This window comes from Geotalea uraniireducens Rf4, from assembly GCF_000016745.1.
Lineage (GTDB): Bacteria > Desulfobacterota > Desulfuromonadia > Geobacterales > Geobacteraceae > Geotalea > Geotalea uraniireducens.
The window spans coordinates 1062735-1076694 of sequence record NC_009483.1 but is presented as its reverse complement, the minus strand read 5'-3'; the positions used below and the strand labels follow the sequence as shown (position 1 = coordinate 1076694).

Below are 13960 nucleotides of genomic sequence, written 5' to 3'. Positions count from 1 at the left end.
TGCCGACTGCCGACTGCCGACCGCCGACCGCCTCTAAACCGCCACCCGCACCAGTGTCGCCTTGAGCAGGCGCATGGCCTCATGCGGATCGATGGCAACAAGGAATCCCCGTTTACCGCCGTTGATGTATATGCGTGGCAATGCGAGAATCGTTTCTTCCATGTAGACGGGCATGATGCGCCGCATGCCGAACGGAGAAGTTCCCCCTACCTGGTAGCCGGAATGCTTCTGGGCGACTTCCGGCGCGCAGGGAACGATACTCTTCACCCCCATAAACCTGGCAAGCTCCCTGGTGGAAACCTGGCGGTCCCCATGCATCAGCACAATCAGGGGATTCCTGCCATCATCCTCCATGATCAGCGTCTTGATCACACAATGCTCGTCCACCTCCAACTCGCGGGCAGAGACGCTGGTTCCGCCTTTGTCTTCATAGGCGTAAGGATGGCTGGTAAATGGGACATTTTCTGCGCGGAGCATGCGCACCGCCGGGGTGACGGGTGTTTTTTCCTTTGCCATTGCGATCTTCCTTCCATTCTATACTTGCCGCCGGCAAACGCCCGTCAACAGCGGTGAAAGCCGCAGCCTCTTTCCTTCTTCGGCTAAGGAGAGCCGGATTTAATATCGCCAATTATAACGATATGCTGTATTATAAAAAAACAAAAAATGTTTCATGTTGCGCTGCTGCCTCAATTTAACGGCAACGAGATCGGCGATGTCAAGGGACAGGGTATGAAAAAGGGGCAAATAATCGGGAAAATTCTTGTCATGGATGACGACGAAATGATCAGATTCATCGCCAAACAGACACTCCTGAAAATCGGTTATGACGTGGAGTGCTCCGCTGACGGAGCAGGGGCGATTGAGGCGTACAGAAAAGCGTATGAGGCCGGAGAGCCTTTTATGGCAGTCTTCCTGGACTTGAACATCCCGGGTGGGATGGGAGGTAAGGAAACCATTAAGCGATTGCTGGCGATTGACCCCCACGCCAAAGGTTTTGTGACAAGCGGCGATTCCAGCGATCCGGCAATGATACATTATAAGGACTTCGGTTTCAGCGGCGCAGTTGAAAAGAGGTCAGTCTACCTCGAAGCAGAACTGGCTTCTGCACTGAAGGCCGCGGAATGATGCCGGCAAATTTCCCGATCGTAATTTTCAGAATCGCACCACGGGTTTTATGTTTTTCGGCGTAAAGGAGCGATCTATCTTCCATCCCTTTTTTTCAACCAGTACCGGTGCCAGTTTCACGGAAATAAAACCGATAATGTTCATCCCTTCCGGCATGTCCGAGGCTATTTTTACAATCCTGAAACCGACAAAGTCGCCGACCTCGGGATAATCGGTCGATTCTTTCAGGGTGCAGCCCCAAATCTCCCTGCCTCCGCTCTTGTCGGCCAGTCGGAGCCGGAAATAGTGTTCCCCCTCCTGGCCGACCTCACCCTCTTCCTCAACCAGGGCAGGAATGTCGGCTTCCAGCAGGATTGCGTTCGGCAGTTGACGGCAGGCATAGTCGAAGGCTGCAACGTTGCTCGCAAAAACCAACGGTTCTTTGTCCTTTTTTCTCAACCAGCCGAACATGATATGCCACCTTCCGGGAAGCGAAGACTTAAGTTACCACTCCCGCCCGTCTGTTCTTTACAGACACGACCTCGCCTGTAATCGTAACTAGCAATGCCCGACAAAGGCGCGATGCAGCAATTGAACGATGATTAAGTATAGTCCATTTTTACCAGAATTCATCGTCTCCAGCCATTTAAAATGCCACAATAATCGTTTCTCTGCATTGACATTTCCCGCTACGGAGGTTATACACCCTGAAAGGATACCATAAAGAAGGAGACGCAGATGCGCATAAGCTATGATACATTGGGAACCTGTGCCTCACGGATCAACATAGAAATAGAAAACGGCGTGATTCAGGCAGCCGAATTTGTAGACGGTTGTGCCGGCAACACCCAGGCTGTCGGGGCGCTGGCAAAGGGAATGGCTGTAGGAGAGGCAATCAGACGGCTCAAGGGAATTGCTTGTCAGGGAGATACGTCATGTCCCGATCAGCTGGCCAGAGCGCTGGAAAAAGCTTTGGAAAAATAACGGGAGAATTTCATGGAAATCTTCGGCGGTTTTATGGTGATGCTGTCAATCATCGGTTTTTTTCTGACGGTGATCTGGTTTATCCTGCCGTTTGTCATCTTCAGCATCAAGGGAAAGGTTGATCGGACCCTCATTCTTGCAGAAGAGACGGAACGTCGACTGGCTGCCATCGAAGAGCTGCTGAAGGGGAGAAAAGAAGAGACGGAAGGGCCTGACGCACCAACCGATCCGCTTCGTAACCCGATTCCCCCTTCCGATCCGCCATCTGCCGAAGAATAACCGTCTTCTCTTCATACCTGCCCGGAACCCGGTCGATCCGCTTCACCTGCCGGCCCGTGGGTTTTGCCGGGATGCGCCCGATAGTTTTTCCCCGATGACATAGTCACTGAAGCACTGGACAACCACCGGGTCGAACTGGCTCCCTGCGCACTTTATCAGCTCTTGCAGCGCCTCAGCAGCTGAATATCCCTTTTTGTAAGGCCGCACGGACACCATGGCATCAAAGGCATCGGCAACAGCGATTATCCGGGCTTCAAGGGGAATATCCTCACCCTTCAGCCTGTCGGGATAGCCGCTCCCGTCGTAACGTTCGTGATGATGGAGAATGCCGGGGAATACCCCCTTCAACTGCTCGATGGGAGCAAGGATGGCGACCCCCTTTTCCGGGTGAAGCCGCAAGGGGGGAAAATCATCCTCGGAGATCTTTTCCGGCTTTTCCAGAAGGGCCTCGATAATCCCTATCTTGCCGATGTCATGCAAAAGCCCCCCGAGCCTTACCCGCTCAACCGCCGCGTCGTCGAGTCCCAAAGCCCTGGAAATAAACTCGGCAACATGCATGACCCGTTCGGAGTGCCCCTTGGTCCAGGGTGATTTGGCGTCAATGGCATTGGCCAGACTGGTAACCGTTCCGATGAAGAGGTTCTCCAGATCTTCATAGAGCTTGGCGTTTTCAAGCGCCACTGCTATCTGTCCGGCTATCTTACCAACGGCGAAGACATCATCCTCGAGAAACCTGTCGGGCTCCGTATCGCCCAGCAGCAAGACCCCGTTTACTTTCTCCTTGCTGACCATGGGAATGGCCAGGAGTGACTGCATACCCGCATCACGCAGCAATCGGTCCAGGTGCGGCAGCCTTTTCCGCGCTGAGAGTGAGTTTATGTAACAGCTTTCTCCTCCGGCAAAGGACTTCACCGCGCAACTGCCGACAACGTTCGGATGGGAGCCCTTCAAGAGTTCCGGGGGAATCTCACTGGATATGCAATCGGAGGCCATTACCGCCAGCGAACCATTTTCCTCTCCCAACAGCACCACCAGCTCGCATTGGATGAGCCGTTCGATATGCTGCACGGCCGTGGCAATGATCTTGTCGCGACTGAGGGAGGAGGAAATCGCCTTGTTGATCTCGTCCAGGGTGAGAATGATGTCGACCCGTTTCCCCATCTCTACGGCCATGTCAAGGGACTCATCAAACAGGATTGAGTGGCTCGCCACAAGCGCGGCATGGGAGATCACGTCCTTGATCAGGGCAATCTCTGCATCGCTGAACGACGGATAGTGCTTGTCACGGGCGACAAACGCCACCCCCATCACCTGGTTGTTGACCAGCATGGGAACAGCCAGCAGGGTGATATTGCCCAGCAGCTTGCGTAGCGTCGGCGTCAGAAGCGTCGAGACGCCGGAATCGTTGAGCAATAGATGGTGTTTGTCCCGGAGGATCTTTTTCAGAAGGGGAATCTTGTCCGGCGCCATCGGCATCTCCCTGAACATGGGAAGATAACGGGCCGGCAGTCCGCAACTCCGGGCCGGCGCAAAGTCCCGCCGCTCCCGGTCAATGAGGTAAACTACCGCCCAACGGCTGTTCACCGTTTTCTTCAGCAACCGGGAAAGATCTTGCATGACCTTATCCACATCGGTAAGCTTGGCAAGCCTCTCCGCGCCCTTCAGTATGTTAATGAATTTTTCCGTCATTACGTTCTCCTCATACGCTTGTATTAAACCATAAAAACAGCCATATTTCTTGCCAAAAATAGGTTTTTTTATTACTATTCCCCATTGTTGGAAGCAAAGTATTCCGTAAAATCTGCTGATTCAAAACACTACTGGTTTACTTGCCAGTTAAGGAGGAGTACCGGATGGGTTTGCTGGAAGGGAAAAAAGCACTGATTTTCGGTGTGGCCAATGAGAAGAGCATCGCCTGGGCCATAGCCGAAGCTTTCAAAAAGGAAGGTGCCGAGGTGGCACTGGCCTATGCCAATGAGGCGATAGCCAAGCGAGTGATTCCGCTCGCTGAAAGCATCGGCGCAACGATAACCCTCCCCTGTGATGTCAGAAGCGACGACGACATCAAGGCGGTGTTTGCCGAAATCGGCAAAAAATGGGGTGGGCTGGACATACTGGTTCATTCGGTCGCCTTTGCCAACAAAGACGAACTCAAGGGATCTTTTCTGAGCACCACCAGGGAAGGCTTTACCATGGCCATGGACATCAGCGCCTACTCTCTGATCGCCCTGGCCAAGGAAGCCATGCCGCTCCTGACCGCCAGCAACGGAAACGTCCTTGCCCTGACCTATTACGGCGCACAGAAGGTATTCCCCAATTACAACGTGATGGGTGTTGCCAAGGCAGCCCTGGAAGCGAGCGTCCGCTACCTGGCCGAGGCAGTCGGACAGGACGGTGTGAGGGTTAACGCCATCTCGGCCGGTCCATTGCGGACACTGGCCGCAGCCGGGGTCGGAGGCTTCAACCAGATCGCCGGCCATGTATCGGCAAAAGCGCCTCTCAGGCGCAACATCACCCAGGAAGACGTGGCAGGCGCCGCCGTTTATCTCAGCAGCGAACTGGCGAAAGCCGTAACCGGCGAGATCCATTTTGTCGACAGCGGTTACAACATCATCGGACTTTAACGTCAGGAATGAGGATAAAGGATCGAGGATCGAGGATAAAGGATCGAGGAAGACATCATAATTGACCTCGTACCTCTTTCCTCGCTCCTCGTACCTCATTCCTCGCTCCTGCTTTTCGGAGAAAAGCGATCAAACAACCTCACGGCAATCTCACCGGCTTGAAGCCCAGCCAGCTCAAAGGACTGGAAAGGCTCTACCGCCGCCGCATCCCGCCCGACGAACTGATCACCCCGGATCTTTCCCGGGAGATGGTTGAACTCTCGCGGGAGATCCGCCGCCAACTCGGCATCCTCGTCAACCGTTCCGGTGATGTGGAATACGTCCTCGTCGGTGACGAACGCGGGCTTTACATCCCGGAACTGGCCGATTACCCGCTGGGGAAAAAACTGCTGCGCGGTCTGCGTCTCATCCACACCCACCTCAAAGGGGAGGCCCTCAGCGATGACGATCTGACCGACCTGGCGCTACTGCGTCTCGACCTTGTCGCCGCGCTCCAGATGTCCCCCAACGACGGCCAGTTTTTCGTCCAGACAGCCTGCCTCGCGCCTCCGACCCTCGGCAAGACCCCATACAAAATTGAGCCGCCACGCCCCTTCGACCGTTTCAGCATGGATTTCGCCACCTTTGTCGACACACTGGAAAAGTCCCTGGAAAAGGCGGTCAAGGGCACAAAAGAGGTGAAAGGTGGGGAAGAACGGGGAATTCTCATCTCCGTCACCAAGCTCTCCCATGAAGAGGCGCAGGACTCCATCGAAGAATTGAAGGAGCTGGCAAGGACGGCGGGGGTCGAGGTGCTTGATGCTGTGATACAGCGGCCGCGGCAATTCAACCCGCGTTTCCTGATGGGTGAAGGAAAGATGCGCGATGTGGTCATCCGCGCACTTCAGCTCGGAGCAACCCTGCTCGTCTTCGACCAGGAGCTGACCCCGACCCAGATCCGTTCCATTTCGGCAATGACCGAACTGAAAGTCATCGACCGGAGCCAGTTGATCCTCGATATCTTCGCCCGCCGCGCCAAAAGCCTGGACGGCAAGGTACAGGTGGAACTGGCCCAGCTCAAATACCTTCTGCCACGCCTGACCGGACGCGGCGTGCAGATGTCGCGCCTCATGGGGGGAATCGGCGGTCGCGGCCCCGGTGAAACCAAGCTTGAGGTGGACAGAAGACGCATCCGCGACCGGATCGCAAAGCTGGAACGGGAGCTGAAAGAGCTGTCCCACGGCCGCTACCAGCGGCGCCAGAAGCGGGTAAAGGCCGGTCTCCCCATCATTTCCATCGTCGGCTACACCAATGCCGGCAAGTCGACCCTTCTCAACACCCTGACCCAGAGTGCGGTCTTCACCGAAAACCTCCTCTTCGCCACCCTCGACACCTCCACCCGCCGTCTTCGCTTCCCGCGGGACCGGGAGGTAATCATCACCGACACCGTCGGCTTTATCCGTTCCCTCCCAAAATCACTGATGGGTGCCTTCAAGGCCACCCTCGAGGAGTTGCAGGACGCCGATCTGCTCCTCCACCTGGTGGACTGCTCCAATCCCCGTTTTGAGGAGCAGATCGGACAGGTGGAAACCATCCTCGCAGAGCTCGACCTGGGAGAAAAAGCCAGGCTTCTGGTCTTCAACAAGAGCGACCTCCTCTCCCAACTGAAAAAGAGCGATCCGCTGACCTTCATGAAGGTCCGCCAGGTCTTCCGCCGCTTGCAGGCCATTTCCATCTCGGCTGCCGACAGAAAGAGCATGGAACCGCTCATCGAGGAACTGCAGCGGCGCTTCTGGCCGGATGAAGCCCCCGTCCAGTAGGCCGCATGAGATCACAATAAACAGTATGGGCAATGCTCAAATCTACGCCAGCTGTAAAGGGGTGAGTCATGGGTGAGCGACACTGTCCCACCACGCAAAAACCTTCCGTTGCGGATCGCATCAGCGGTGCCGTCTGGGGGCAGTTTGTGGGGGATGCCTTCTGCCTCGGCAGCCATTGGATCTATGATCTTGCAGAGCTGGAACAGCGCTTTCCCGGCGGTCCCCAGGGATTCGAGGAACCGGTCGCCGGACACTACCACGCCGGCAAGCGGCCGGGGGATCTGACCCATTACGGTGACGGAGCCCTGCTGCTCTTGCGGTCATTACGGGAGCGTAGCCGCTTTGATGCCTCGGACTTCGGCTCGCGCTTCGTTTCGTTGATCGAGTCGCCCGGCTACAGCGATCCCATTTCGCGCCAAGGGTATTGGAAATATTGGGTATTGGACAGTGTAGATACGGTAGAAAAACCTTGGCAGATAATTGCGTATGGATGTCCCCGGAAGTCCCCGATGGTTGGAAGCAGCTTCTCTGTGAGGTTCCCAAGCTGAGAATTCGTACCCCCGGCGCCTGCCCCGCATAACTGCGGCCGCCCTAAAAGCGTCGACTCAGGCCGGCATCGTTTACTTTTTCTTGTTTGGTCTTTGCGTAAGTGCAGATCCCGACGCTGTCTTCGCCGGCTTGCTTGAGTCTGGCTTCCGCAGTACTTTGGATGCAGCTGTTGCTGCCGACGTGGAGGTAACTTTCGCTGGTGCTTGTCTCTGCGAAAGGGCAGAACCGGCAGCGGATTTCGCAGCTTTGCTTGTGTTAGGGTTTTGTAAAACTTTTGATGCTGGGGGACATCGAGGGGACGGGACATCGAGGGGACGTTGCTTGCTATCTTTCTAATTGCGGCAATAGCTAATTAGCAAGCAACGTCCCCCATGACCTCCAGCAACGTCCCCCATGACCTCCCACAGCAGTGTCCGTAAGGTTTTTGCTTACGTCCCATAGGGACAGAATGCTGGTAGCCGGGGAATTCATTCCCCGGCCATCGTGGCAAAATATCATTACGTCACATACGTGACGTGGGGAAAAATTAGGATCTGTTCCGGGGGATGAATCCCCCGGCTACATGCGAACGCCCCTGATGGGGCTAATAAAACTTGAGGCAAAGACTCTATACGGACAACGCTGATTTCCCCCGATACCCCTACTGTGCCATCCGCCTCAAAACCTGCTGGAGTTTTTTCAACTCCTCCCCGTAGCCGGCCCAATCACCCTGGCGCTGCAGGTTGGTTGCCCTCTCGAAGATGCTCATCGCCTCCCTGGCAAGCTCGGCTGAAGAGGCCTTCATAGCCGCTGGCGTGGGCTGGGTGCTGCCGGCCGGGGCTTTCCTTCCCCCGAAGATTCTTTGAAGGGCGAGCTCCAGGGTTTCCTCCATGACTACCTCATCCCCGTAGGCGACGATAACGCGCCTCAGTTCGGGGAGCCCGGCCTTGTCCGCAGCGGCGAGGAAGAGCGGCTGCACGTAGAGGAGCGATTTTTCGATGGGAATCACCAGCATGCTCCCCCGTATGACCTCGGAGCCGCGCTGGTTCCAGAGCGTCAACTGCTGGGAGATGAAGGAATCCTGGTTGATCCGCGCGTCGATCTGTTTCGGTCCATAGATGAGCCTGTCCCGCGGGAAGGTGTAGGCCAGGATTTTGCCGTAATTCGGCGCATCACAGCGTGCCGTAAGCCAGGCCGCAAGGTTGTCCCGCTTCGAGGGGGTAAACGGCAGGAGCAGGAGGTATTCTTCCTTCTTTTCACCCGGCAGCTTCATGATCGTGTAGTACGGCTCCATCGGCTTGTCGCCGAGCGAAGGGATCTCCCAGAGGTTCTCCTTGTTGTAGAAGACCTTCGGGTCGGTCATGTGGTAAGCGGCAAACATGGCGGCCTGCAACTGGAGGAACTGATGGGGGTAGCGGATATGTTTGCGCAGGTCATCCGGCATGGCTGCCATCGGCTTGAAGAGCTCCGGGAAGATTCGCCCATAGACCTTCACCATGACATCATCGGGGTCGCTGATGTAGAAGGTGAGCGAGCCGTCGTAGGCGTCAACCACCGCTTTTACCGAATTCCGCATGTAGTTGATGCCCCCTTTGAGCGGCTTTGAGTAGGGGAGACGGCTCGAATAGGTGTAGGCATCGATGATCCATTTGAGCCCGCCATTGTCGGCCACGACCATATAGGGATCACCATCGAAACGGAGGAATGGGGCAACCGCTCTCACCCGTTCATTGATGTTCCGGTAGTAGAGAATGCGGCTTTCGCTGCCGATGTCAGAGGAGAGGAGGATCTTTTCCGTCCTGAACCTGGCGGCGAACAGGGCTTTATTGAGCATGGAGCCCACGGGCACCCCGCCTTTGCCTCCATAGGTCGTGTTGATATTGCCCGTGGCGGTCGGATAGCTGAATTCGGGAACCTTCGTCTTGACGATGACGTATTCATTGGACAGCTCACCGTAATAGATCTCTGGGCGCGTCACCTTGATATCGGCCAGGCTGACGGCCGGAATATCCTTGACGAAGAACTCGGGGAGCCCCTCCTTGCTGATCCGGCTCACCGGGCCGAAGGTAATGCCATTGCCGTGGGTGAAGATGAGCCGCTCATTGATCCAGTTCCTGCTCGGGAGGTCGTCATAGGAGAGTTCACGCGGCGAGAGCATCACCTGGGTGTACTGGCCGTTCACCAGGTAGCGGTCATTGTCCACATCGAAAAACTTGTAGTAGGTCCTGATCTGCTGCAGCTGGCTGTACGTCTTGAGCAGCGGGGCGTGATCCCAGAGCCGGATGTTCTTGATGGTTGCGTCGTTGTTGGCAATGTCCGCTGCGGTAAGCTTTACGTCAGCATCAAAGGGAATGGTCTCAATCTTGTCCAGGTCGTAGCCGAGACGGGTAAACCGGATGGTGTTCTCGATGTAGGGGGTCTCGAGGGCCAGCTGATTGGGCGCGACCTTGAACTTCTCCAGCAGCGCCGGATATGCCTTGATGCCGATCCCGTAGACGGCAATCACCAGAATTGGCGGCAACAGCGCCAGGCGCCAGGCGCCCTGCCATAACCCGGCGGCGAGGATGGCCCCTGCCAGGGGAGTGAGAACGGTGAGAATCCGCAAGGTCAAGAGCCGGGCGTTGACGTCGGCATAGCCTGCACCGTGAAAGGTACTGCTCCCGGAAAGAAGCAGACCGCAACCGTTTAGATAAAAACCGGCCGCGACCGTCAGCGAAAAAATCCCGATGAGAACCGCCAGATGTTTTCGCACCTTGACGTCAATTGCCGCCCCCCTTTCCATCAGGGTGATACCGCCGCGGACGTAGTAGACCGCTCCGACCAGGACCGTCGTGGCCAGCACAGTGAAGCCGGCAAAGATCTTCAACATCTCCAGGAGCGGCAGGCTGAACAGGTAGAAACCGATGTCCTTGCCCAGGATCGGGTCGTTCGTGCCGACGGTGACCATGTTCGTGAAGAGAAGCACATTCTGCCACTGCATGGCTCCCCATTTGCAGGCAAGGATGGCCAGGATGGCGCTGGCAAGGATGCCGAGGGGTTTGGCCAGCCGTGCCGCCTCATCTCTTTTTACCTGGTAGATGTTCCTTCCTTCGACGAAGATGTTCGTTTGGGGAAACTTTGCCCGGTTGGAAAAGTGCAGGTTGATCATGGCAAAGATAAACAGCAGGACGCCAAAGAACAGCCCGGCGCCGACTTTGGCCGCCAGTGTCGTCGTGAACACCGAGGTGAAACCGGTCTCAACGAAAAAGAGCCAGTCCGTATAGAAATTAATCAGCGACGAAATGAAGGGAAGAATCACGGCAACGACGACAAGGATGATAATGAATTTGTTTTTAACCATTAGGTACCCCTTTTTTTCTCAGCATAAACCTAGGAGCCTGTCGGACTTAGGAATGAATCTACTGCGAGAACGGAAAATCGGTCCATATTTCCGTAAATTTTCAACAAATAGGTCCACTATTTGCTCTCAAATTTCCGAAAATCTGTCCTCGATTTGCCATTCTCTCGTTACGATTCCCTAAGTCCGACAGGCTCCTTCCGCAATCAATTCTACCACGGTTGTCATCGTTTTGTTTCCGCAGCGGCGTATAACAAAAAGGGCGCCCACACAGGGGCGCCCCTTCCAACCATATCAGCCGCTATTTCTGGTTGATCGCCGACAGCCGCCACGGATTGTTGCCGACGGGCCGGGTAAGCGTCCAATACTCCTCGAATTTCACCGGCTCCGTTTTGCTGCCGCTCACAACCACGCCCGTAGCGTCATCGGTTGTGTAATCGAGCAGGTTCGCGTAAATCAAGGCGGTGATAAAATCCTGCCCCGACTCCTGCCATACCTCGGCTATCTCCACGTTCCTGACAGCGATATTCTCCAGCCTGTTGACCTGCTTATCCCGCAGCAGCCGGTCCAGGTCTTCCTGAAATATCCGCTTCATCTCATCGGTTAGAAGCCCGGTTACCGGCGTCAGATCCCGATTCATCCAGGCCCCCTGGATCTTGAAGAAGTTATCCATGACCAGATCGTTGAAGCGGTTTTCGTCAAAGGAAGCGTCCATCTGGCGGACATGGGCCAGGCCCGCAGCCACATCGTCCGGCTGCGGGTCATTGCCCAGGTATCCACCGGAAACAGGGGTCACCGTTCCGCCCTGGTACGCTCCCCCATAGCTGGAATAGGCGGCGTTAGCTTCGCGCTTTTTTTTTACAAACCGGTAGATGAGATAGCCGATCCCGGCCAGGAGGAGGATCTCAAAGAGGCCGATGCCGCCCCCCCCCATGCCGCCGGCTCCTGCCATACCGAGGCTCCGGAACAGCATGCCGCCCAGCATCCCACCCACTAGGCCACCGGCCATGCTTCTCATGAAACCGCCGCCCTGCTGCTGGAAGGGGCTCGGGGCAGGCGCAGCCTGCTGCCGTGACTGGCTCGGCTGGGAATAGTTACTGGCCGGCCTTGAATAGCTGCGCGCCCCCCGACTGCCGAAAGAGCGGCTCCCACCGGCCCTGGCGTGGGCATTCAGTTCCAGCACGGTGATGCTGAGAAACATGACGGCTGCCACCACTGCAAATACCTTAACAACGTGTTTTTTCATTTTATTAGCTCCTTGGTTAATTACTCAGTCGAAATCGAACATCTCGGCCAGAAACGACTTTTTCTTCTTCTGGTGTCCATACCCGTATCCATGCTGCTTATGGCCATGATGGTCGTCATGACCGTGCTTCACCTGCGACGAAGGATATTGCGGTTCGCTGTGCTGGGAGGCCATACCAGCCAATGGATGCTGTATCGGCGCTACGGAGGAGCGCTCGATAACCTTGTCCAACTCCCCACGGTCAAGCCATACCCCTCGACACTGGGGGCAGTAGTCGATCTCCACACCCTGGCGTTCCGCAATCAGCAAATCTACGTTGGTACATACGGGACATTTCATACTATTCTTCTCCTTTCTCAGATGTTGTCCTGCGCCCCGGTCGTAGTTGCGGGCTCTTCGACATAGGGGTTATGAAGCTTGACTGGTGCGCCCTGACGGCGAAGCCGCAGGTTTAGCATCTCTACCATCACCGAAAACGCCATGGCAAAGTAGATGTACCCCTTGGGAATATGCATGTCAAAGCCGTCGCCGATCAGCGCCACGCCGATCAGGAGAAGGAAGCTCAAGGCGAGCATCTTCACGGTCGGGTGCCGGTCGACAAAGGCGCTGATCTTCCCGGAAAAAAGCATCATGAAGCCGACGGCCATGACTACCGCTGCAACCATGACAGCAAGACGGTTGGCCATCCCCAAGGCGGTGATGATTGAATCGAGGGAGAAGACGATGTCCAGCAGGAGGATCTGGACGATGACAGCGGCAAAAGTTGCTCCGGCACGGGAGACCGAGTGTCCTTCCTCTCCTTCGAGTTTCTCATGGATCTCCATGGTGCTTTTCCAGAGCAGGAACAGCCCGCCGGAGATGAGGATGATGTCGCGCCCGGAGATTTCATTGTTCAACACGGAAAAGATCGGCGTAGTGAGCCCCATGAGCCAGGTGAGCGAAAAGAGAAGCGCGATGCGGATGAACATCGCCAGGCCGAGGCCGACTATTCTGGCCTTCTCCTGCTGATGGACGGGGAGTTTGCCCGCCTGGATGGAGATGAATATGATGTTGTCGATGCCGAGCACGATTTCCAGGGCAGTGAGCGTGACCAATGCCAGCCAGATCTGTGGATCTGCGAGCCATTCCATATGAATACTCCTTAAACAAGATATTTTTGTATGTTACACCTCAAGGCAAAGTCTGCGCCTCTTTGATTTCCAGAGCTCCATGGCCTCGCGCATGATGTCGGAGACGCTTTTGGAAGTAGCCTTGGTCAATTTTTCCAGCGTCTTCTTTTCCTGATCGCTAATCCTCAGGGAAATTACGTTATCCAGCGGATTTTTTTCGATTCTGTTTTTTTGGGGTTTGCGCGGTTCTCTTAAGCACTGTTTTCTCTTGTAAGACATTTTTCACCTCCGGCTTGAAATTTCGCCGGGGTAAAAAAAAAGACCTTTACCCTCGGCGTATTGATCGCGTCAGGTAAAGGTCTTGCTTGCAGTTTATAAATGCCCCAGGCCCGGGTGTTTCCACCGTATTGACGGGCTATGGGTCGGCCTTTTCTCCGGCCGTTAGCTACTCCCCTTTACTTTAGGCAATAATATTGATTGCCGCGTCTTATGTCAAGGTTTTATTTGCAGGTTTTATTTTGCCCGTGCGTTGCATACGCTCCGGGTTTGATTTCAGCTTGACATTCACATCTTAAATTACCTAGAGTAGTTTTGTGAAAACAGTACCATTCCAGATAAGCTCCGTCATTCTTCTTATCTTCGCCCTGTTCACCTTGAGTGGCTTGACGTCGGTGGCTGCTGCAATGGTGCACGTTGAGAGCCCGGCAACCTGCTGTGACGAGGACCGGGATGACAACCAAACCGGCCCTGTACCCTGTTCCGTTCCGGACTGTCCCTGCTTTTCCTGCATAAACCTTATCCCCGCCAATTTCCCGACGGCTCTCCGTACTTCACTGGTAGAGGTTTCCCTCTACAGATATCAGCAAAGCCTGAATCTCTCGGAATACGTCAGTACCATCGATTACCCTCCCGAAAACGCCTAGGAGTCTGTCGGACTTAGGGGATCGTAG

Annotated in this window: 15 protein-coding genes; 7 read left to right on the top strand and 8 right to left on the bottom strand. The window is 55.4% G+C overall.

Annotated elements, in window-relative coordinates; all coding sequences use genetic code 11:
• Positions 1 to 33 precede the first annotated feature (33 nt).
• Positions 34 to 516, bottom strand: coding sequence for a Cys-tRNA(Pro) deacylase (gene ybaK, locus GURA_RS04610; protein WP_011937842.1), 483 nt, complete (start codon positions 514 to 516; stop codon positions 34 to 36).
• 213 nt (positions 517 to 729) lie between these two features.
• Between ybaK and GURA_RS04605 the strand changes: the two genes are divergently transcribed.
• Positions 730 to 1125, top strand: a complete 396-nt coding sequence (locus tag GURA_RS04605; RefSeq protein WP_011937841.1) for a response regulator — start codon at positions 730 to 732, stop codon at positions 1123 to 1125.
• A 27-nt stretch (positions 1126 to 1152) separates the two neighbouring features.
• Here GURA_RS04605 and GURA_RS04600 read toward each other — a convergent pair whose 3' ends face one another.
• Positions 1153 to 1575 carry a hypothetical protein gene (locus tag GURA_RS04600; protein WP_011937840.1) on the bottom strand — a complete coding sequence of 141 codons (423 nt, stop codon included), beginning with the start codon at positions 1573 to 1575 and terminating at the stop codon, positions 1153 to 1155.
• A 267-nt stretch (positions 1576 to 1842) separates the two neighbouring features.
• Here GURA_RS04600 and GURA_RS04595 point away from each other — a divergent pair, with 267 nt between their 5' ends.
• Both GURA_RS04595 and GURA_RS04590 read left to right on the top strand, forming a co-directional pair.
• Complete coding sequence (locus GURA_RS04595; protein ID WP_011937839.1) at positions 1843 to 2088, top strand: TIGR03905 family TSCPD domain-containing protein; 246 nt, start codon at positions 1843 to 1845, stop codon at positions 2086 to 2088.
• Positions 2089 to 2100: 12 nt separating this feature from the next.
• A complete protein-coding gene (locus tag GURA_RS04590; protein ID WP_011937838.1) occupies positions 2101 to 2367 on the top strand; it encodes a hypothetical protein in 267 nt (88 codons plus the stop codon).
• Between the two features lie 42 nt (positions 2368 to 2409).
• On the opposite strand, the gene GURA_RS04585 is transcribed toward GURA_RS04590, so the two are convergent.
• Positions 2410 to 4056: an HD domain-containing phosphohydrolase gene (locus GURA_RS04585; RefSeq protein WP_011937837.1), complete on the bottom strand. Its 1647-nt coding sequence runs from the start codon at positions 4054 to 4056 to the stop codon at positions 2410 to 2412.
• Between the two features lie 164 nt (positions 4057 to 4220).
• Between GURA_RS04585 and GURA_RS04580 the strand changes: the two genes are divergently transcribed.
• From GURA_RS04580 to GURA_RS04570, 3 genes are all read left to right on the top strand, one after another.
• A complete protein-coding gene (locus GURA_RS04580; RefSeq protein ID WP_011937836.1) occupies positions 4221 to 4991 on the top strand; it encodes an enoyl-ACP reductase FabI in 771 nt (256 codons plus the stop codon).
• Between the two features lie 158 nt (positions 4992 to 5149).
• Entirely contained in the window at positions 5150 to 6790 is a 1641-nt protein-coding gene (gene hflX, locus GURA_RS04575; protein ID WP_011937835.1) for a GTPase HflX, read from the top strand.
• Positions 6791 to 6858: 68 nt separating this feature from the next.
• Positions 6859 to 7338, top strand: a complete 480-nt coding sequence (locus tag GURA_RS04570) for an ADP-ribosylglycohydrolase family protein (RefSeq protein ID WP_011937834.1) — start codon at positions 6859 to 6861, stop codon at positions 7336 to 7338.
• Between the two features lie 641 nt (positions 7339 to 7979).
• Here GURA_RS04570 and GURA_RS04565 read toward each other — a convergent pair.
• From GURA_RS04565 to GURA_RS04545, 5 genes are all read right to left on the bottom strand, one after another.
• Positions 7980 to 10658, bottom strand: a complete 2679-nt coding sequence (locus GURA_RS04565; protein WP_011937832.1) for a UPF0182 family membrane protein — start codon at positions 10656 to 10658, stop codon at positions 7980 to 7982.
• Positions 10659 to 10956: 298 nt separating this feature from the next.
• Positions 10957 to 11901 carry a Tim44 domain-containing protein gene (locus GURA_RS04560; RefSeq protein ID WP_011937831.1) on the bottom strand — a complete coding sequence of 315 codons (945 nt, stop codon included), beginning with the start codon at positions 11899 to 11901 and terminating at the stop codon, positions 10957 to 10959.
• 24 nt (positions 11902 to 11925) lie between these two features.
• Positions 11926 to 12240, bottom strand: coding sequence for a TFIIB-type zinc ribbon-containing protein (locus GURA_RS04555; protein WP_011937830.1), 315 nt, complete (start codon positions 12238 to 12240; stop codon positions 11926 to 11928).
• A 17-nt stretch (positions 12241 to 12257) separates the two neighbouring features.
• Entirely contained in the window at positions 12258 to 13031 is a 774-nt protein-coding gene (locus GURA_RS04550; RefSeq protein ID WP_011937829.1) for a TerC family protein, read from the bottom strand.
• A gap of 33 nt (positions 13032 to 13064) precedes the next feature.
• Positions 13065 to 13289, bottom strand: a complete 225-nt coding sequence (locus GURA_RS04545) for a ribbon-helix-helix protein, CopG family (protein WP_011937828.1) — start codon at positions 13287 to 13289, stop codon at positions 13065 to 13067.
• A 314-nt stretch (positions 13290 to 13603) separates the two neighbouring features.
• Between GURA_RS04545 and GURA_RS04540 the strand changes: the two genes are divergently transcribed.
• Positions 13604 to 13933 (top strand): hypothetical protein, encoded by a 330-nt coding sequence (locus GURA_RS04540; protein ID WP_011937827.1) that lies wholly within the window; start codon positions 13604 to 13606, stop codon positions 13931 to 13933.
• Positions 13934 to 13960 lie beyond the last annotated feature (27 nt).

Excerpts from the sequence above, each read along its gene's own strand:
- ybaK (WP_011937842.1), bottom strand. The coding sequence starts at position 516 with ATGGCAAAGGAAAAAACACCCGTCACCCCGGCGGTGCGCATGCTCCGC.
- GURA_RS04605 (WP_011937841.1), top strand. The coding sequence starts at position 730 with ATGAAAAAGGGGCAAATAATCGGGAAAATTCTTGTCATGGATGACGAC.
- GURA_RS04600 (WP_011937840.1), bottom strand. The coding sequence starts at position 1,575 with ATGTTCGGCTGGTTGAGAAAAAAGGACAAAGAACCGTTGGTTTTTGCG.
- GURA_RS04595 (WP_011937839.1), top strand. The coding sequence starts at position 1,843 with ATGCGCATAAGCTATGATACATTGGGAACCTGTGCCTCACGGATCAAC.
- GURA_RS04590 (WP_011937838.1), top strand. The coding sequence starts at position 2,101 with ATGGAAATCTTCGGCGGTTTTATGGTGATGCTGTCAATCATCGGTTTT.
- GURA_RS04585 (WP_011937837.1), bottom strand. The coding sequence starts at position 4,056 with ATGACGGAAAAATTCATTAACATACTGAAGGGCGCGGAGAGGCTTGCC.
- GURA_RS04580 (WP_011937836.1), top strand. The coding sequence starts at position 4,221 with ATGGGTTTGCTGGAAGGGAAAAAAGCACTGATTTTCGGTGTGGCCAAT.
- GURA_RS04570 (WP_011937834.1), top strand. The coding sequence starts at position 6,859 with ATGGGTGAGCGACACTGTCCCACCACGCAAAAACCTTCCGTTGCGGAT.
- GURA_RS04565 (WP_011937832.1), bottom strand. The coding sequence starts at position 10,658 with ATGGTTAAAAACAAATTCATTATCATCCTTGTCGTCGTTGCCGTGATT.
- GURA_RS04560 (WP_011937831.1), bottom strand. The coding sequence starts at position 11,901 with ATGAAAAAACACGTTGTTAAGGTATTTGCAGTGGTGGCAGCCGTCATG.
- GURA_RS04555 (WP_011937830.1), bottom strand. The coding sequence starts at position 12,240 with ATGAAATGTCCCGTATGTACCAACGTAGATTTGCTGATTGCGGAACGC.
- GURA_RS04550 (WP_011937829.1), bottom strand. The coding sequence starts at position 13,031 with ATGGAATGGCTCGCAGATCCACAGATCTGGCTGGCATTGGTCACGCTC.
- GURA_RS04545 (WP_011937828.1), bottom strand. The coding sequence starts at position 13,289 with ATGTCTTACAAGAGAAAACAGTGCTTAAGAGAACCGCGCAAACCCCAA.